We start from the raw sequence: 17011 nt of genomic DNA on the forward strand, positions 1-17011 counted from the left end.
AGCCTTACTCAGTCTCGAGCGGCCGCTTCTTCCACCCCGTCGCCGCATTCATCAGCGCGAAATAGGCCGGATAGGGCAGAAACTGCAGCGCCTTGAGCACATAGGTAAACCGGCGCGGGAATGTGATTTCAAAAGAGGTTGATTTCAGCCCCTCGGCGATCCGGCGCGCGGCCTCCTCGGGCTGCAGCAAGGCCGGCATCTCGAAGGCATTGTCGGCCGTTGCCGGGGTGTCGACAAAGCCGGGATTGATCACCTGTATCCGTACCCCGAACTTGTCGAGATCGAATTTCAGGCTCTCGGCCATATTGATCAGCGCCGCCTTGGTCGCGCCATAGGCCGCACTTGTCGGCATGCCGCCATAGCCGGTGACCGAGGACACAATCGCGATCTGGCCACGCCCGCGCACCTTCATCCTTGCCACCGCTGGCACCAGCCCATTGACCACGCCCGACAGATTGACCGCAAAACTCTTGTCGAAATCAGCCACCTTGAGCGTCTCGCCATGCACCGGCAGGTAGACCCCGGCATTGAACACGGCAAGTGCCAGGCCATTGCCGACCGCGTCGATCAGGCCGGCAAGCTCCGCCATCGCCTGCTCATCGGTCACATCGCCGGGTGCGGCGCGGATCTCGCCCTTGAGCGTGCCCGACTCCCGGGCCAGCTCTTGCAGCGCGTCTTCACTGCGCGCGGTGGCGTAGACCGTGTAGCCCTCACGCGCCAGTTTGAGCGCCAGGTCCCTGCCGATGCCGCTCGAGGCACCGGTCACCCAGGCTGATCCGTCCGAAGGCGTGGCGGTATAGCTGCTCATGCGTGTCTCCATTAAAAAAGCCGTCCGGAACTGACTACGTTCCAAACGGCCCTTTGGTTCAAAAACCGGGGGAATTATCGCTGGTCAGCCGATGATGTCGCCGATCAGCTGGCGGAAGGAACCGGTCAGCTTCAGCGGTGCATCCACCACCGCGAATCCGATGCAGGGCCCGCCAGTATCGGCATGCGGCCGGTGATCGACGGAATCGTCGGCGACGGAAATATCGCCCCGCGCATAATGCCCGCGCCCGTCGCTGAAGGCACCTTCCAGCACCAGCGACAACTCACTGCCCTCATGGGTGTGGGCCGGCACTGTGCGGCCCGGCTTGATCCAGAACAGATTAACGTGGCATCCCTCGATATCGCCGAGATCATATTCCTTGAAGCCCGGCAGCTTTGTCCGCCACGGCACATCGCCGGCATCAAAGCCGACAAAATCATAAAGCGCCTTCGGGAACACACGGGTTTCATCAGCCAACACCGGTGCAACGCTGTCAGGCACAGCCGATCCCAGCACCGCCGCCAGCATGGCCGCGCGGTCATCAAGCGGATCCGGCTCGAGCGCCATAAGTTCCAGCCCGGCCATCGCCTCCAGATTGCGCACCTTGATCAGGTTTTTCGGCTTGAGCTGCAGATGTGCCTCGACCAGCACCCGCGCCGGTGTCGGAAGCGTTCCCGCAACGTAGCGCGCCAGCAGCGCGTCGATCGTATCAATATGTTCACGCACCATGCGTCGGCAGCTTTCCCTGGTCTCAACGTTAACGCCGCTTGAAGCGGCGGCCGTCTGCTGTGTCTTGTCCTTGTGCCACGTGTTACGCTGTGCGGCGCAAACCGGATCACCGGTCCATGGCATTTCTCATTTTTGCCGTTCCAAGGCAAATATTCCCGCTTATGGCACGATCGGCAACAGGTGTTTTCTTGCATCCGCCCCCTTGAGAAGCCAGAACTGGCTGCCTAGTCTGAACCAGCGTGCTCTCGCAGCCAACACAGGAAATTCCATGCCAGCCCTCGACTCCGTTCTCGACGCCATCGGCAACACTCCGCTCATTCGCCTCAAGGCCGCGTCGGAAGCCACCGGCTGCACCATTCTAGGCAAGGCCGAGTTTCTCAATCCGGGCCAGTCGGTCAAGGACCGCGCGGCGCTGGAAATCATCCGCGATGCCGAATCAAAAGGCCTGTTACGCCCCGGCGGCACGATTGTAGAAGGCACTGCCGGCAATACCGGCATCGGGCTTGCGCTCGTCGCCCGCGCGCTGGGCTACAAGACCGTCATCGTCATCCCGGAAACCCAGAGCCAGGAAAAGAAGAATGCGCTGCGCCTGATGGGCGCCGAACTGGTCGAAGTTCCGGCAGCGCCCTACCGCAACCCCAACAATTACGTCCGGCTGTCGGGCAGGCTGGCCGAGCAGATCGCCAAATCCGATCCCAATGGCGCCATCTGGGCCAACCAGTTCGACAATGTCGCCAACCGCCAGGCGCATGTGAAAACCACCGCGCCTGAAATCTGGCGCGACACCGGCGGCAAGGTCGACGGCTTCATCTGCGCGGTCGGCTCCGGCGGCACACTCGCCGGCGTTGCCGAAGGCCTGCGCAGCGTGTCCGGCTCGGTCAAGATCGGCCTTGCCGATCCCGATGGCGCGGCCCTGCACAGTTTCTACACCACCGGCGAGATGAAATCCTCCGGCGGCTCGATCACCGAGGGCATCGGCCAGGGACGCATCACCGCGAACCTGGAAGGGTTCACACCCGACATGTCGTTCAACATTCCCGACGCCGAAGCCATTCCGCTGGTCTTCGACCTGCTGGAGCACGAAGGCCTCTGCCTTGGCGGCTCCTCGGGCATCAATGTCGCCGGCGCCATCCGCATGGCGCGCGAGATGGGTCCGGGCCACACCATCGTCACCATCCTGTGCGACTACGGCAACCGCTACCAGTCCAAGCTGTTCAACGCCGAGTTCCTGGCGTCCAAGGACCTGCCGGTGCCCGAATGGCTGACGCGCACCAGCGACATTTCCGTCCCCTATGTGAACGAATAGGCAGCCATGACATCCCTTTTTCTCGAAGACGCCTATCTCTCGACGGTTGAGGCGAACGTGACCGGCGTGCGCGAGGATGGCGGCATCGTGCTCGACCAGACCTGTTTTTACGCCACCTCCGGCGGCCAGCCCGGCGACACCGGCTTCTTCGAACGCGAGAACGGCGACAAGATCATCATCGCCGGCACCGTCACCGGCGACACCAAGGCCGAGATCATCCACGTTCCGGCCCCCGGCCAGGCTACGCCCGATATTGGCGAGAAACTTGTGCTGCATATCGACTGGGACCGGCGCTACAATCTGATGCGCATGCACACCGCCTGCCATCTGCTCTCGGTGGTCTGCCCCTATCCGATCACCGGCGCTGCGGTAAGCGAGACCGACAGCCGCATAGATTTCGACATGACCGAGACCATCGACAAGGCCGAGGTCACGGCCAGGCTGATGGAACTGGTTAAGGCCAATCATCCGATCTTCAACCGCTGGATTTCGGAAGCCGATCTGGAAGCCAATCCGGATCTGATCAAATCCAAGAATGTCCGTCCGCCCCGCGGCCAGGGCGACATCAGGCTTGTCTGCATCGGCGAGGAATCCGTCATCGACAGCCAGCCCTGCGGCGGCACCCATGTCGGCGAAACCGCCGAGGTGGGTGAAATCCACATCGGCAAGATCGAGAAAAAAGGCAAGGAAAACCGCCGCTTCCGCATCCGCTTCGGCCCGGCGCCGGCCTGAATGGCGGCGCCGGCACAGATAATCCCGGCACCAGGGCGCTAATCGTGCCGATCCGGCCAATCTTAGGGAATGGATTGAGGATTCGTTAACAGGGTGGGTCTAACGGTGAGAGTGCGCCGTCAGAGCAAGTTGTGCCTGCCGGTCAGCGTCATCTGCTTGAAGCCGTCGTGTTTCGGGCAGCCAATCACCGCGAGGCCAGTTCATGCCATCCATACAGGGCAATTCCTACACGGTCTCCGCTTTGGTGCCCAGCATGACGCCGTCGGCTCCGGCTGCGACCAACGACACGAAATCGACTGCATCCAAATCCGACGCTGCGCGCTCCACCAGCCAGGTAGAGGCTACGTCGAGCCGCACCAACACGACCTCGGACCGCGTCAGCGCATTTCTGGCCACGGAACAGTCTGCAAAGACCGACGAGACCCGTCCCAACCGGCCGCCACCGCCGCCTCCGGGCAGTGGCCCGCAAAAAAGTGGTGCATCCGGCGGTTCCGCCAACCAGACGGAAGCCCTCGACGAGATCCGAGACAGCGCTGCTCCTGCTGGAAACGGAAGAGACCGACGATGAGGACGAGACGGTCGAAGAGGCCGGCTCGGAGTCCATCTCGATCCTGTTTGATGACGCCGAGACCTATCAGCCTTCATCACTGTATTAGAATCGCGCAAAAGCCCGAATGGATTGCCACGGCAATCCGTTTGCAGGCAAGAACCGGCAATCTCTCATTGCCGTAGGCCGCACCCATCGCTTAAATTGCGTTGCGGCCAAAGCTGGCTTGTCGCCCTGCCCCTGATTCTAAGGACACCATCATGACCGTCCCGCCCGACCAGAGCCCGTTTGTGGTTTCATTCGACTGGCTTCAACAGCGGCTCGGCCAGCCTGACCTCAAGATCGTCGACGCGTCGTGGTATCTGCCGGCGCAAAACCGCGACGGCAGCGCCGAATATGCCGAAAGCCGCATCCCCGGCGCCGTGTTCTTCAATCAGGACAGCATCGTTGACCCTAAATCGGACCTGCCGCACACCATTGCCGGTTCAGACGATTTCGCCCGCGCAGCCGGTGCGCTTGGCCTGTCGGAAACCGACACGATCGTGGTCTATGACGGCCCCGGCATGTTCACCGCACCGCGGGTCTGGTGGCTGCTGCGCATCTTCGGCGCCGGCAAGGCCTATGTGCTCGACGGCGGTTTCGACGCCTGGAAGACACAGGGACTTCCGGTGGAAACCGGTCAGCCTGCCGCACCCGAACCTGCCAGCTTTACCGCAAGCCTCAACGCCCGCGCCGTTTCCGGCCTTGACGAGATGCGGACGATTGTCGAAACCGGGGCAGCCCAGATCGCCGATGCCCGCGGTCCCGGCCGCTTCACCGGCGTCGAGGCCGAGCCGCGCAAGGGCATGCGCTCGGGCCATATGCCCGGCGCCCGCAATGTTCCGTTCAACACGCTCTCAAAGGGCGGAAAACTCAAACCCCTCCGCGAGTTGCGCATGGTTCTTGAATCATCCGGACTGGATCTGCAAAAGCCGGTCGTGACCACCTGCGGATCAGGCGTCACCGCCGCCGTCATCACGCTGGCGCTGCAGTCACTCGGCCATCGCGACAACACGCTCTATGACGGCTCCTGGTCGGAATGGGGCGGCCGCGACGACACCGTGATCGTCACCGGAGAGGCTTGAGATGGCAAGACCCGCCAAACCGAAATCGCTCAAGGCAACCGTCACCCATCTGCAGATGACCCGGCGTCCGCGTGCGATCACGCCACTGCCGGTCAATCTTCATGCAACGCTGATGAAGGCCACCGACATTCCGCTGCATTTCTACCGCTACCTGCAATGGCAGGTTGGCCGGGAATGGCACTGGGTCAACCGCCTGCGGATGAGCGACGAGCATCTGTCGAAAATCGTCCACGCCAGGACCACCCGCATATTCGTGCTCAGCGTCGATGGCGCGCCCGCGGGCTTCTTTGAGCTGAGCGACATCGATGACGCGACTGTCGAATTGTCGTTTTTCGGCCTGATGAGCCATGTGCGCAGACGCGGACTGGGCGAATGGATGCTTGGCCAGGCCGTCTCCACCGCCTGGGCCTCGACACCTGTGCGCGTGCTGGTCTCGACCAACACGCTCGACCACCCCGCCGCACTGCCGCTTTATCAGAAGATGGGCTTTGAACCGGTGAGCCAGAACCAGGCGATCGTCCGCCCGCTGGCCGACGCGGAAATCCTGGCGCTGATGAAGGCCGAAACGCCCGCCAGTGGCTGAAATCGGGTGGCGCGCAAGCGCGGCATCGGCCTAACTCGCAGCTCAACGTGAGCAAGCGAGGACATCATGCAAATCCGATTTGAACCGATGGACATGGCCACTGCCGAACATCTGCGCGGCGGCGGCGCCGACAGCTATGGCAATGTGGCGGAACGCAAGGTCTCCGATGGTGCAGGCGTACCCTGCCGCTGCTGCATGCGGCTGGTCGGCAAGGGCGAGCCCTATCTGGTTGCCGCCTGGCGCCCGTTCAGCGCCACCCACGCCTATGCCGAAACCGGCCCGGTGTTTCTCCACGCCGAGCCCTGCACGGCCGCAACGGTCGAACCGGATCAGCTGCCTGCCTTTCTTGAAAGCCCCGACTACATCCTGCGCGGCTACGACGCCGACGAGCGCATCGTCTATGGCACCGGCGGCGTCATCCGGCGCGAAGCCATCCCGGCCCGCATCAGGCAACTGCTCGGTGCGCCCGGGGTCAAGGCCGTTCACATCCGCTCATCGCGCAACAATTGCTACCATTGCAAGGCAGTGGCGGACTGACCCGCACCACAAAAGACCCGCCCGCACCATCTGGTGCGGACGGGCGCAGGCTTGTGGGCAGCCTGCCGGAGGAACGATTGGCCGATCAGGCGACCTTGAGCACCTGGTCCATGTCGGCAAGCTCATAGCCGAGCGCATCGGCCACCGGACGGCTGGTGATCCGGCCCTTGTGGACATTGAGACCGGCGCGCAGATGCCGGTCCTCGGCAATGGCCTTCAGGCCCTTGTCGGCCAGCATCAGCCCGTAATGCAGCGTCGCATTGTTGAGCGCATGCGCCGAGGTGATCGGCACCGCGCCCGGCATGTTGGCGACGCAATAATGGATCACGCCGTCAACCTCATAGGTCGGCTCGGCGTGGGTGGTGGCGTGCGAGGTCTCGAAGCAGCCGCCCTGATCAATGGCGACATCGACAATGACCGAGCCTTTCTTCATGCCCGAGAGCATTTCGCGGGTGACAAGCTTGGGCGCCGCGGCACCGGGAATCAGCACTGCGCCCACCACCATATCGGCGGAGAAGACTTCCTCTTCCAGCGCCTCGATGGTCGAGTAGCGGGTGTGAACCCGGCCGTTGAAAATGTCATCAAGCTGGCGCAACCGCGGCAGCGAGCGGTCGAGAATGGTGACATCTGCGCCCAGGCCGACGGCCATCTTGGCCGCGTTCAATCCGACCACGCCACCGCCGATAACGGTGATCTTGGCCGGCAGCACGCCCGGCACACCGCCGAGCAGAATGCCGCGGCCGCCGGTGGCCTTCTGCAGCGAAGTAGCGCCGGCCTGGATCGCCAGGCGGCCGGCCACTTCCGACATTGGCGCCAAAAGCGGCAGGCCGCCGCGGTCGTCGGTTACCGTTTCATAGGCAATCGCCGTGCAGCCGGAAGCGAGCAGGCCCTTGGTCTGGTCGGGATCGGGAGCCAGGTGCAGATAGGTGTAGAGAAGCTGGCCTTCGCGCAGCTGCGCCCATTCGGACGGCTGCGGCTCCTTGACCTTGACCACCATGTCGGCGCGCTCGAAGATTTCCTTGGCGCTGCCGACGATCTTCGCGCCGGCTGCCTGATAGGCCGCGTCATCGGCGCCAATGCCCATGCCCGCCTTGGTCTCGATGATCACTTCATGGCCATGCGCCACATATTCGCGCACCGCGCCCGGTGTCAGACCGACGCGATATTCATGGTTCTTGATTTCCCGGGGCAGCCTACACGCATTGAGATATTCCTCCGAAAGATCATCGGCGTCTTGCGCGCCGGATCCGGTTTCAATGCGGCCTAGTCAAACATTTCGGCCATGAGAGGTCCTTGCAAAGTGAGGTTGTCGGGATCACAAAATTCGAATATTGTTGCGCCAAATCGACAATTGTTCGGATTTCCTGCGCATGAACCAGCTCGACGCACTCGATATCGAGATTCTGAAGGTGTTACAAACACAGGGCCGGATCTCCAACGCGGCGCTGGCCGAGCGGGTCGGCCTGTCAGCATCGGCCTGTTCGCGTCGGCTCGACATCCTGGAAAAATCCGGCGTCATCAAGGGCTATCACGCGCGGCTGTCGCACAAGGCGCTCGACTACCGGATGATCGCCATCGTCCATATCTCGCTCTCGGGTCAGTTCGCCAAGACGCTGGCGGAATTCGAATCCGCAGTCAAACTCTGCCCCAATGTGCTGGTCTGCTATCTGATGAGCGGCGAATATGATTACATCCTGCGGGTGGCCGCGCGGGATCTCGAGGACTATGAGCGCATCCATCGCGACTGGCTCTCCGCCCTTCCCCATGTGGTCAAGATCAACTCGAGCTTCGCGCTGCGCGAGATCATCGACCGGCCCAATGTCGGGCTGAATTAAATAGGTGAGTATTTTTGTCATGTTATTTTCCGCATGATCTGCTAGAGACGCTCGCAAAGTTGAAAATCAGGAGCTAGATCATGGCACGTCCCGAACCCCGCACGCTGCATGTCACCGGCAAGACCCAGGTGACGCCCAACATGCTGCGTGTCACCCTTGGCGGTCCCGGACTGGCCGGTTTTCCCGATCAGCAGACCAGCGCCTATATCAAGCTGCGTGTGCCCGATGCCGACAGCGGCCGCGAGGTCGTGCGCACCTACACCGTGCGCAACCACCGCGCTGACGAGATCGACGTGGATTTCGCCCTGCATGAAATCTGCGGTCCGGCCACATTCTGGGCGATGAACACGCAGATCGGCGACAGCATCGAGATCGGGGGACCCGGACCGCGCAAGCTGGTCCATGCCGAAGCCGACTGGTTCCTGCTGGTGGGTGACATGACCGCGCTTCCCGCCATCTCCGGCAATATCGAGATGCTGCCCGACACCGCCATCGGCACCGCGGTGATCGAGGTCATGGACGAGGCCGACATCCAGGATATCGCCAGGCCCCGGCATTTCGACATTCAATGGGTGGTCAATCCGCATCCGGGCCAGGACAGTCATCTGCTGGTCGACCGCGTTCGAAACGTGGACTGGTCCGCTGGGACCCCGTCCGTCTGGGCCGCGTGCGAGTTTTCGACCATGCGGCAATTGCGTGATTATTTCCGCGGCGAACGCGGTCTGGAGTCCGGCAATCTCTATATCTCCAGTTACTGGAAACGCGGCAGCAACGAAGACAACCACAAGATCGCCAAGCGCGAGGACGCCATGGCCTGAGCGGCCGGCTCCTTACAAACAGATCGACCGCCGGACGTTCCGACGGTCGATCATATGCATGGCATTCTGCGCCACGTCCGCCAGGCTGTGCGACGTCCGCACCTGCCCGATCAGCGCATCTGGCTGATCAGCGCCAATAAGGCGGCTGGCCGTAATGGGCGTAAAGCCGTTCCTGCTCCGTCAGGGTCCAGTCATAGTCGGAACCACGGTCATATTTCGGCGCGCCTTCAACCTGTTCCTTGGTGACATCGACCCGGTAGCCGCCGAGTTCCTCGTCATATTTCAGCTTTTCCCAGGGCAGCGGGTAGTGATCGTCGCCGATGCCGAAGAAGCCGCCGAAGCTCAACACGGCATAGGACACCTTGCCGCCGACCTTCTCGATCATCACTTTTTCGATGGAGCCGATGTGGCGGCCCGAGCGGTCATAGACCTCGGTGCCTGCAACCTTGTCGCTGCCGATCACGGAGGAATTTTCCTTGGTGAGTGTGGACATGAGTTTCTCCTTTGGATGTTCTGCTTTGGCCGGCTTTCTTGAGCTTCCCGATCTGGTGTTTGCCCGTGTTGCCTGCCATGCTGAGACAACGCTGTGACCGATGGCTCGTTCCCGCAAAGATTGTGATATTTTCGCGGCGGACCACCCAATTGCGGTCGCATTTTGCGACTGGAAAAACACGCGGGCGTCCCGGCAACCGCCGCCTAGCTTGACACCGGCTCACCGCCATTGGGGTGCAGCACCTGGCCGCTCATATAGCTTGAATCCTCGCAGGCCAGGAAGAGATAGCACGGCGCCACCTCATTGGGCTGGCCCGGCCGTCCCAGCGGCGTGTGACGTCCGAAACTCTCCACCTTGTCGGGCGGGAACGTGGCGGGAATGAGCGGCGTCCAGATCGGCCCGGGAGCCACGCCATTGACGCGAATGCCCTGCGGCGCGAGTTTGTGCGCCAGCGCCCGGACCAGCGCCACAATCGCGCCCTTGGTTGCCGAATAATCGATCAGCAGGTCCTGGCCGCGATAGGCGGTGACCGAGGTCGTGCAGATGATCGCCGACCCGGCGGCAAGATGCGGCAGGGCTGCCTGGATGATGAAGAACTGGCCGAACACATTGGTCTCAAAGGTCTGGCGCAGCTGTTGCTCTGCGATGTCCGCAATGTCTTCCCGGGCATGCTGCTCGGCGGCATTCGCAATGACGACATCCAGCCTGCCGAAACGCTCGACCACCTTGTCTACCGCATTCACGCAGAACGCGCAGTCTCCCACGTCGCCCTGAAGGGTGATGGCTTGAGCGCCTTCCTGCTCGACCAGGCGCCGGGTGTTCTCGGCGTCTTCCTGCTCTTCCTTGTAAAGGATGGCGATCTGCGCGCCTTCCCGGGCAAACAATTGCGCTGTTGCGCGCCCTATGCCCGAATCGCCACCGCTGATAAGCGCCACGCGCCCGGCCAGTCGCCCCGAGCCGGGATAGCGTGGTTCATGTTCGGGCTTGTCCTTCATCCTGGCTTCATGGCCTGGCTGATCCTGCAGGGCGGTTGTCATGGTCCTCTCCTGGGTTCGGTTGAACATCTCCAACAAAACTCAGCCCCGACGCAAAAGTTCCGGCCGCCGACCCCGGCAAGAGGTGCGCGGGGGAACGCTCACGCGGATCGGGCGTTTTCCCGCAGGCGCACAGTTGAAACGAAAGGAGTTGATCATGCCCGCCACTTCGAAAGCCCAGCAGAAGGCCGCCGGCGCCGCCCTGTCGGCCAAACGCGGCGAAACCAGACCGTCCGAGCTCAAGGGCGCATCGCGCGACATGTATGAGAGCATGAGCGAAGAGGAACTTGACGACCTGGCGTCGACCCCGCGCGAGGATCTGCCCGACCGCGCCTCGGACGACTGACCGGACAATACGTGAGCGACAGGCGATACCTGTGCCGCTCACGCCATAGGGTGGCGCGCGCCGGTCAGCTGCGGAAACGACCACCGGTCATCACCCCCGACGATGCCGTGCCACGACCGCCTGTGCCGCTTTTGATCCCTTAAAGAAACAGCGATTCGCCCTGCTCGTCGATCACCTGCCGGGCCTTGCGCAGCGTCGCCGCCTCGACCTCCTCCCGGTTGGAAAACACGTCGGCGCGCACCAGCTTGTGCTCCTTCGCCGCCTCGCCCTCACCCTTGACGATGCGTCCGGCAAGCCGCCACTGCCCGCCCTCGGCGATCGGCTCGGCAAAAATCAGGAAATCCTTGTAGACCTCCGGATCATTGGCCGCCTGCGGCGGGTTGGACGCGGAACTGCCGCCGAAAAGGGTTCGAATGCTGTCCAGGATTCCGGCCATGTCATCTCCTCAAGCTCTGTGTCTTCATCCGGCGATCGTCACCGCACTTCGTGTCAAACCGGTTGCGCAAGTGTCATGTCCGGATCACACTTGGCGATTATGCCTGACCGGCACAGGCTGCGCACAGCCCCGGGTGCCGGTTCGATTGCCTGCGCCGGCAATCCGCATGCAGTTCTTTTTAGTTCAACAGTGAGGAGAAAGTCCATGAAAGACCAACGCGTTCTCAACAGGCTGCACCCGATCTCGCGCCGTGCGCTGCTCGGCGGCATGGCCGCAACCGGCACCCTCGCGCTGGTCCATCCCTTTACCGCCCGCGCCGCCGCCAACCAGGCGCATCTGCGGATCATGGAAACCACCGATCTGCATGTGCATGTCTTTCCCTATGATTATTACGGCGACAAGCCCAACGACACCATGGGCCTGGCCCGCACCGCCTCGATCATCGACCAGATCCGCGCCGAGGCGCGCAATTCGATCCTCGTCGACAATGGCGACTTCCTGCAGGGCAATCCGATGGGCGATTACATCGCCTATCAGCGAGGCATGAAAGAGGGTGACATGCACCCGATCATCTCCGCCATGAATGTGCTGGGCTATGACGGCGGAACGCTGGGCAATCACGAGTTCAATTATGGCCTCGACTTCCTGTTCAACGTCATCGCCGGCGCCAATTTCCCGATGGTCTGCGCCAACCTGACCAGAGGCACACTCGCCGCCAATCCGCGCGACGATGATCTGTTTTTGAAACCCTACATGATCATTGACCGGATGATCACCGATGGCGCCGGCGCCGAGCATCCGGTGAAGATCGGATTGATCGGCTTCCTGCCGCCGCAGATCATGACCTGGGATTCCCGCCACCTGGCCGGCAACGCCGCCACCCGCGACATCGTCAAGGCAGCCGAAGCCTGGGTGCCGCAGATGCGCGAGGAAGGTGCGGATATCGTCATCGCGCTGTCGCATTCGGGCATTGGCCAGCAGGACTGGGCCGAAAATCTCGAAAACGCTTCTGTGCCGCTCGCCGCCGTGCCCGGCATCGACGCCATCGTCACCGGTCACAGCCACCTCGATTTTCCGGGACCGAAATTCGACGGCTTTGCCGGCGTCGACAATGCCAAGGGCACCATATCGGGCAAACCCGGCGTGATGGGAGGCTTCTGGGGATCGCATCTGGGTCTTATCGACCTGATGCTCGAACGCGACGGCAACAGTTGGACCATTGTCGGACACTCATCCGAAGCCCGGCCGATCTATGACCGCGTCGACCGCAAGGTCGTGGCGCTGGTGGCCGACAAGCCGGAGGTGCTGGCCGCCGCCCAGGCCGAGCATGACGCGACGCTCGCCTATGTGCGCACCGCCGTCGGCAAGACATCGGCGCCGCTGCATTCCTATTTCGCCCTTGTCGCCGATGATCCCTCGGTGCAGATCGTCAGCCAGGCGCAGACCTGGTACATCACCGACATGCTGTCGCAGACCGAATGGAAGGACCTGCCGGTGCTCTCCGCCGCCGCCCCCTTCAAGGCCGGCGGCCGTGGCGGCGCCGATTACTACACCGACGTGCCCGCAGGTGACATCGCCATCAAGAATGTTTCGGATCTCTATCTCTATCCAAACACGGTCCAGGCCGTACTTATCACCGGCGCCCAGGTCCGCAACTGGCTGGAAATGTCAGCCGGCATCTTCAACCAGGTCACGCCCGGCGCAACCGATGTCGATCTGATCAATGGCGATTTCCCGTCCTACAATTTCGATGTCATCGACGGGGTCACCTACCAGATCGACCTGACCCAGCCGGCCCGTTACACGCCCAAGGGCGAGCTTCAAAACCCTGACTCCAACCGGATTCGAAATCTCAGCTTCAACGGAGAACCCGTTGATCCGGAGCAACGATTTGTGGTCGCCACCAACAATTACCGCGGTGGCGGCGGCGGCAATTTCCCCGACATCGGTCCCGACAAGGTGATCTTCCAGGCCCCCGACACCAACCGCGACGTCATTGTCCGCTACATTGTCGACAAGGGCACCATCAACCCCTCCGCCGATGCCAACTGGAGCTTCGCGCCGGTCGAAGGCGCTTCCGCACTGTTTTCCACCGGAGCGAAGGCCCGGGAGTTCTCGGCCGCCGTCGAGGGCGTTTCCATCGAGCCCGCAGGCGATGGCGCCGACGGATTTGCCCTGTTTCGCATCACGCTGTGAGGCCTGGTGAAGCGGGCGGTCCCGGCCCTCTGGCACCGGAACCGCGCAAGCCCGGACTGCGTCTGTCTGCTGTCCGGCGCCGCGGCGCGGGGTCAACCGGCATCCGTCCGCACCCCCAATAATAAGGGGCTAAGATTTCGCCCCGGCGTTAGCCATTTGATCACCGGGCCATGAAATCCTGCGCCTTGTTGAGCCCACGGAGGGAAGACACATGCAAGGCATCATACGCCGCGCGACACCGCGCAGCAAAACACGGATCCGGGCAAGGATTGCCTGCCGCGGTCACAAGACCGTCGGATCGGTGCTGGATCTCTCCGAACTCGGTGCATGCCTGTACCTTTCCTTCGACATTCCGGTGGCCTTCGGCAACACCATCACCATCGACACCCCGGAAATGGGCCATTTGAGCGGCACCGTGCGCTGGACGCGCGAGTCCCGGGTCGGCGTGCAACTCGAGCACTCGTCCAACACCGAGGCCAAGGTCGGCAGCTACTTCAAGCAGATCGGCCGCTGACAGCCAGGCTAGCGCCCCGCTTTGCCGCAATCGCTTCTGCCCGCGGCAGGTGGCTCAAACCAGCCGCACGGTCCAGCCATGGCCTGCGGCTGCCGCGCCGCGGTTCACCGGGTCTTAACCGCGTCGGATTTTCGGATTTCCCATTAGCGATTTGATTACCGCGGCTTGTCACACTGCCGCTCTGACAGACAGGGAGCGGATGAGATGAAGGGATTCAAGGGGCGCACCCTCAAGCGCGACAAGACACGCCTGCCGGCACGCATCGACTGCATGGGCCAGAAGACCGCCGGCGCGGTGCTCGATCTCTCCCAGCACGGCATCTGCCTGATGCTCTACCACAACATTCCAGTCGGCCCCGGCGACAAGATCACCGTGGAAACCGAGGAAATGGGCCTGCTGATCGGAACCGCGCGCTGGAACCGGCCACCGCGCATCGGCGCCGAACTGGTGCTCACCTCCAACAATCGCGCCAAGGTGGAAAGCTATTACCGGATGTTCCGGGACAACCGCCAGCCGGCCTGACACCATAAAACATCCCGACAAGGGCCGTGGCATACCACGACCCATTGCGCGCCAAATTTACCTAACCTAAGTTCACGTCAATTCAGGCAACGGCGACCGGTGCCGGCATGACAAAAGGTTCCGCATGGCGAAGCAGGCTTCAAGGACGCGCAAGGTGCTGTATTTCATCGGACTTCTGATTGTCGCCGGCGTGACGGCCTATGCCCTCGGGCCCCGTCCGGTGGCCGACACCACGATCAGTTTTGATGAGGCCGCCCTCCCCGACGACCTTGATGCCCATCTGGCGCAGTCCGAAGCCCGGTTCGAGGATCTGCGGCCCGGCAATGAGCGGCAGATCGTCTGGGCCTATCCGGCTTCGAAAGCCCGCACGCCGCTGGCCATCATCTATATCCACGGCTTCTCGGCCAGCCCGGGCGAACTCCGCCCGCTTCCCGATCTCGTCGCGGCCCGGCTCGGCGCAAATCTCTATTATGCCCGGCTCAGGGGCCATGGCCGCAGCGGCGACGCCATGATCGAGGCCAGCATCAATGGCTGGGTCAATGATCTCGCCGAGGCAATCGCCATCGGCCGCAGACTGGGCGAACGCGTCGTCATCATGGCGACCTCGACAGGTGCTTCGCTTGCGGTATGGGGCGCAGCACAGCCCGAGTTGATGCGCGATGTCGCCGGACTGGTGCAGATTTCGCCCAATTACGGCGTCCAGGCGTCCGGATCGAGACTGCTGACGATGCCATGGGCGGAAAAGCTGGTGCCGGCGATCCTCGGCGAGCGGCGCTCCTTCGAGCCGAAAAACGCCACCCACGCCAAATTCTGGACCACGGACTATCCGAGCCTCGCAGTGGTGCAGATGGGCCTGCTGGTGGATCTCGCCAGACAGGTCGATGTGCGCAAGCTCGAGATCCCGACTTTGTTTGTCTACTCCCCCCAGGACCGCATCATTCAGCCCGAACTGGCCGGCAAACGCGCCGCGGACTGGGGCGGCCCCAGCCAAACCATCGAGGTCACCGACAGCGATGATCCGAACAATCATGTGATTGCCGGGGACGCGCTCTCGCCCTCGACCACGGAGCGTCTGGCGCAACAGGCCGCGGACTGGATCGCTGCGCTTTAGATGATCAGATTGGCAATGATCTCGTTGTCGGTGATATCCTGGTAGCTCAACCCGGCCTGGTCGAAGACTTCAATCAGGCGATCGAAATTGCCGGGCTTTCGGGTTTCGATGCCGATCAGGATCGAGCCGAAATTGCGCGCCGATTTTTTCAGATACTCGAAGCGCGCAATATCGTCTTCCGGCCCCAGAAGGGCCAGGAAATCGCTCAGGGCGCCGGGCCGTTGCGCCAGCCGCAGAATGAAATATTTCTTGGTCCCGGCATAACGCATTGCCCGTTCCTTGACGTCGGGCAGCCGTTCGAAATCGAAATTGCCGCCCGAGACCACCGCCACCACGGTCTTGCCGGCAAGCACCTCCGGTCCCAGCATGTCCAGTGCCGACAGCGACAGCGCGCCGGCAGGCTCGAGCACGATGCCTTCGGTGTTCAGGATCGTCGTCATGGTCAGGCAGATGGCGTTTTCCGGTACCACCAGCACCTGGTCGGGACGAAACCGCTTCAGGATCTCGAAATTGCGCTCGCCGATCTCCGCCACTGCGGCGCCATCGACGAAATTGTCGATCTTGGTCAGCTTCACCCGGTGACCGGCCTCAAGGCTCTGCTGCAGGCTGGGCGCGCCGGCAGGCTCGGTGAGCAGGAACCGGTCATTGTCCACCCGCCCTTCGAAATAGCGCGCCATGCCCGCCGAAAGCCCGCCGCCGCCCACCGGCAGCACGATCAGGTCCGGGGCCTCGCCCTCCGGCAACTGGCTGGCAATCTCGGCGCCGACCGTCGCCTGCCCCTCGATGATGTCGTCATGGTCGAAGGGCGGCGCCATCAGCGCGCCTTCGGCGACGGCATAGTCCCGCGCCGCATCATAGCAGGCGTCGAAAAAATCCCCGATCAGCCTGATCTCGATGAACTCGCCGCCAAAGATCCGGGTCTTGTCGATCTTCTGCTGCGGCGTTGTCACCGGCATGAAGATCACCCCCTTGCGTGAAAAATGCCGGCAGACATAGGCAAAGCCCTGCGCGTGATTGCCGGCCGAGGCACAGACGAACAGCGCCTGGTCCGGATTGGCGTCCAGCGCCTTGCGGATGAAGTTGAAGGCGCCGCGGATCTTGTAGGAGCGCACCGGCGACAGATCCTCCCGCTTCAGCCAGATCCGCGCGCCGTATCGGGCCGACAGATGATCATTGAGCTGCAGCGGCGTGGCCGCGAACAGGGAGCGCATGTGCTCAAGGGCGCCATCGGCGCAGGCACGGAAAGCATCAGGTGATTGTTTTTCGGTCATCGTCGGTCTATGCCACGGGAACCCGGCGGTTGCCAACCAGAACCGGCTCGATCCGGTTATCATGAGGGA

19 protein-coding genes and 1 pseudogene are annotated in these 17011 nt (G+C 62.5%); 13 read left to right on the forward strand and 7 right to left on the reverse strand.

Annotation, left to right across the window (positions count from 1 at the left end):
- Positions 1 to 4 precede the first annotated feature (4 nt).
- Both OEG82_RS14600 and OEG82_RS14605 read right to left on the reverse strand, forming a co-directional pair.
- Entirely contained in the window at positions 5 to 808 is an 804-nt protein-coding gene (locus tag OEG82_RS14600; protein ID WP_267613132.1) for an SDR family NAD(P)-dependent oxidoreductase, read from the reverse strand.
- Positions 809 to 892: 84 nt separating this feature from the next.
- Positions 893 to 1537, reverse strand: coding sequence for a ChrR family anti-sigma-E factor (locus OEG82_RS14605; RefSeq protein ID WP_267613133.1), 645 nt, complete (start codon positions 1535 to 1537; stop codon positions 893 to 895).
- Positions 1538 to 1805: 268 nt separating this feature from the next.
- On the opposite strand from OEG82_RS14605, the gene OEG82_RS14610 reads away from it, so the two are divergent.
- The 6 genes from OEG82_RS14610 to OEG82_RS14635 all read left to right on the forward strand — a co-directional run bounded on the left by OEG82_RS14610 (position 1806) and on the right by OEG82_RS14635 (position 6366).
- A complete protein-coding gene (locus OEG82_RS14610) occupies positions 1806 to 2843 on the forward strand; it encodes a cysteine synthase A (RefSeq protein WP_267613134.1) in 1038 nt (345 codons plus the stop codon).
- A 6-nt stretch (positions 2844 to 2849) separates the two neighbouring features.
- Positions 2850 to 3575: an alanyl-tRNA editing protein gene (locus OEG82_RS14615; RefSeq protein ID WP_267613135.1), complete on the forward strand. Its 726-nt coding sequence runs from the start codon at positions 2850 to 2852 to the stop codon at positions 3573 to 3575.
- Between the two features lie 458 nt (positions 3576 to 4033).
- A complete protein-coding gene (locus tag OEG82_RS14620; RefSeq protein WP_267613136.1) occupies positions 4034 to 4231 on the forward strand; it encodes a hypothetical protein in 198 nt (65 codons plus the stop codon).
- Between the two features lie 151 nt (positions 4232 to 4382).
- A complete protein-coding gene (gene sseA / locus OEG82_RS14625; RefSeq protein ID WP_267613137.1) occupies positions 4383 to 5246 on the forward strand; it encodes a 3-mercaptopyruvate sulfurtransferase in 864 nt (287 codons plus the stop codon).
- Position 5247: 1 nt separating this feature from the next.
- On the forward strand, positions 5248 to 5829 hold the full coding sequence (locus tag OEG82_RS14630) for a GNAT family N-acetyltransferase (RefSeq protein ID WP_267613138.1): 582 nt from the start codon (positions 5248 to 5250) through the stop codon (positions 5827 to 5829).
- A gap of 66 nt (positions 5830 to 5895) precedes the next feature.
- Positions 5896 to 6366 carry a DUF1203 domain-containing protein gene (locus OEG82_RS14635; protein ID WP_267613139.1) on the forward strand — a complete coding sequence of 157 codons (471 nt, stop codon included), beginning with the start codon at positions 5896 to 5898 and terminating at the stop codon, positions 6364 to 6366.
- A gap of 85 nt (positions 6367 to 6451) precedes the next feature.
- On the opposite strand, the pseudogene ald reads toward OEG82_RS14635, so the two are convergent.
- A pseudogene (ald, locus tag OEG82_RS14640) lies at positions 6452 to 7569 on the reverse strand (alanine dehydrogenase).
- Positions 7570 to 7736: 167 nt separating this feature from the next.
- Between ald and OEG82_RS14645 the strand changes: the two are divergent.
- Together OEG82_RS14645 and OEG82_RS14650 are read left to right on the forward strand one after the other, a co-directional pair.
- Entirely contained in the window at positions 7737 to 8201 is a 465-nt protein-coding gene (locus tag OEG82_RS14645; protein ID WP_267613140.1) for an Lrp/AsnC family transcriptional regulator, read from the forward strand.
- Between the two features lie 80 nt (positions 8202 to 8281).
- Complete coding sequence (locus OEG82_RS14650; protein ID WP_267613141.1) at positions 8282 to 9019, forward strand: siderophore-interacting protein; 738 nt, start codon at positions 8282 to 8284, stop codon at positions 9017 to 9019.
- Between the two features lie 127 nt (positions 9020 to 9146).
- On the opposite strand, the gene OEG82_RS14655 is transcribed toward OEG82_RS14650, so the two are convergent.
- Together OEG82_RS14655 and OEG82_RS14660 are read right to left on the reverse strand one after the other, a co-directional pair.
- Positions 9147 to 9512 (reverse strand): PRC-barrel domain-containing protein, encoded by a 366-nt coding sequence (locus tag OEG82_RS14655; protein ID WP_267613142.1) that lies wholly within the window; start codon positions 9510 to 9512, stop codon positions 9147 to 9149.
- A 203-nt stretch (positions 9513 to 9715) separates the two neighbouring features.
- A complete protein-coding gene (locus tag OEG82_RS14660; protein ID WP_267613143.1) occupies positions 9716 to 10549 on the reverse strand; it encodes an SDR family oxidoreductase in 834 nt (277 codons plus the stop codon).
- A 154-nt stretch (positions 10550 to 10703) separates the two neighbouring features.
- On the opposite strand from OEG82_RS14660, the gene OEG82_RS14665 reads away from it, so the two are divergent.
- Entirely contained in the window at positions 10704 to 10892 is a 189-nt protein-coding gene (locus OEG82_RS14665; RefSeq protein ID WP_267613144.1) for a DUF3008 family protein, read from the forward strand.
- 139 nt (positions 10893 to 11031) lie between these two features.
- On the opposite strand, the gene OEG82_RS14670 is transcribed toward OEG82_RS14665, so the two are convergent.
- Positions 11032 to 11328, reverse strand: a complete 297-nt coding sequence (locus OEG82_RS14670; RefSeq protein ID WP_267613145.1) for an HlyU family transcriptional regulator — start codon at positions 11326 to 11328, stop codon at positions 11032 to 11034.
- 204 nt (positions 11329 to 11532) lie between these two features.
- On the opposite strand from OEG82_RS14670, the gene OEG82_RS14675 reads away from it, so the two are divergent.
- The 4 genes from OEG82_RS14675 to OEG82_RS14690 all read left to right on the forward strand — a co-directional run bounded on the left by OEG82_RS14675 (position 11533) and on the right by OEG82_RS14690 (position 15671).
- Positions 11533 to 13524: a bifunctional 2',3'-cyclic-nucleotide 2'-phosphodiesterase/3'-nucleotidase gene (locus OEG82_RS14675; RefSeq protein ID WP_267613146.1), complete on the forward strand. Its 1992-nt coding sequence runs from the start codon at positions 11533 to 11535 to the stop codon at positions 13522 to 13524.
- A gap of 211 nt (positions 13525 to 13735) precedes the next feature.
- Positions 13736 to 14038, forward strand: coding sequence for a PilZ domain-containing protein (locus tag OEG82_RS14680; protein ID WP_267613147.1), 303 nt, complete (start codon positions 13736 to 13738; stop codon positions 14036 to 14038).
- Between the two features lie 204 nt (positions 14039 to 14242).
- Positions 14243 to 14560, forward strand: coding sequence for a PilZ domain-containing protein (locus OEG82_RS14685; protein WP_267613148.1), 318 nt, complete (start codon positions 14243 to 14245; stop codon positions 14558 to 14560).
- A gap of 124 nt (positions 14561 to 14684) precedes the next feature.
- On the forward strand, positions 14685 to 15671 hold the full coding sequence (locus OEG82_RS14690; protein WP_267613149.1) for an alpha/beta hydrolase: 987 nt from the start codon (positions 14685 to 14687) through the stop codon (positions 15669 to 15671).
- On the opposite strand, the gene ilvA is transcribed toward OEG82_RS14690, so the two are convergent.
- A complete protein-coding gene (gene ilvA, locus OEG82_RS14695) occupies positions 15668 to 16942 on the reverse strand; it encodes a threonine ammonia-lyase IlvA (protein WP_267613150.1) in 1275 nt (424 codons plus the stop codon). The two genes, OEG82_RS14690 and ilvA, sit on opposite strands and share 4 nt — an antisense overlap.
- Between the last annotated feature and the right edge of the window lie 69 nt (positions 16943 to 17011).

It is taken from the genome of Hoeflea ulvae (assembly GCF_026619435.1).
In the GTDB taxonomy this organism is placed as follows: domain Bacteria; phylum Pseudomonadota; class Alphaproteobacteria; order Rhizobiales; family Rhizobiaceae; genus Hoeflea; species Hoeflea ulvae.

Coding starts and splice junctions, on each gene's coding strand:
- OEG82_RS14675 (WP_267613146.1), top strand. CDS start 11,533: ATGAAAGACCAACGCGTTCTCAACAGGCTGCACCCGATCTCGCGCCGT.
- OEG82_RS14685 (WP_267613148.1), top strand. CDS start 14,243: ATGAAGGGATTCAAGGGGCGCACCCTCAAGCGCGACAAGACACGCCTG.
- OEG82_RS14660 (WP_267613143.1), bottom strand. CDS start 10,549: ATGACAACCGCCCTGCAGGATCAGCCAGGCCATGAAGCCAGGATGAAG.
- OEG82_RS14645 (WP_267613140.1), top strand. CDS start 7,737: ATGAACCAGCTCGACGCACTCGATATCGAGATTCTGAAGGTGTTACAA.
- OEG82_RS14630 (WP_267613138.1), top strand. CDS start 5,248: ATGGCAAGACCCGCCAAACCGAAATCGCTCAAGGCAACCGTCACCCAT.
- sseA (WP_267613137.1), top strand. CDS start 4,383: ATGACCGTCCCGCCCGACCAGAGCCCGTTTGTGGTTTCATTCGACTGG.
- ilvA (WP_267613150.1), bottom strand. CDS start 16,942: ATGACCGAAAAACAATCACCTGATGCTTTCCGTGCCTGCGCCGATGGC.
- OEG82_RS14615 (WP_267613135.1), top strand. CDS start 2,850: ATGACATCCCTTTTTCTCGAAGACGCCTATCTCTCGACGGTTGAGGCG.
- OEG82_RS14650 (WP_267613141.1), top strand. CDS start 8,282: ATGGCACGTCCCGAACCCCGCACGCTGCATGTCACCGGCAAGACCCAG.
- OEG82_RS14655 (WP_267613142.1), bottom strand. CDS start 9,512: ATGTCCACACTCACCAAGGAAAATTCCTCCGTGATCGGCAGCGACAAG.
- OEG82_RS14665 (WP_267613144.1), top strand. CDS start 10,704: ATGCCCGCCACTTCGAAAGCCCAGCAGAAGGCCGCCGGCGCCGCCCTG.
- OEG82_RS14635 (WP_267613139.1), top strand. CDS start 5,896: ATGCAAATCCGATTTGAACCGATGGACATGGCCACTGCCGAACATCTG.
- OEG82_RS14690 (WP_267613149.1), top strand. CDS start 14,685: ATGGCGAAGCAGGCTTCAAGGACGCGCAAGGTGCTGTATTTCATCGGA.
- OEG82_RS14680 (WP_267613147.1), top strand. CDS start 13,736: ATGCAAGGCATCATACGCCGCGCGACACCGCGCAGCAAAACACGGATC.
- OEG82_RS14610 (WP_267613134.1), top strand. CDS start 1,806: ATGCCAGCCCTCGACTCCGTTCTCGACGCCATCGGCAACACTCCGCTC.
- OEG82_RS14670 (WP_267613145.1), bottom strand. CDS start 11,328: ATGGCCGGAATCCTGGACAGCATTCGAACCCTTTTCGGCGGCAGTTCC.
- OEG82_RS14600 (WP_267613132.1), bottom strand. CDS start 808: ATGAGCAGCTATACCGCCACGCCTTCGGACGGATCAGCCTGGGTGACC.
- OEG82_RS14605 (WP_267613133.1), bottom strand. CDS start 1,537: ATGGTGCGTGAACATATTGATACGATCGACGCGCTGCTGGCGCGCTAC.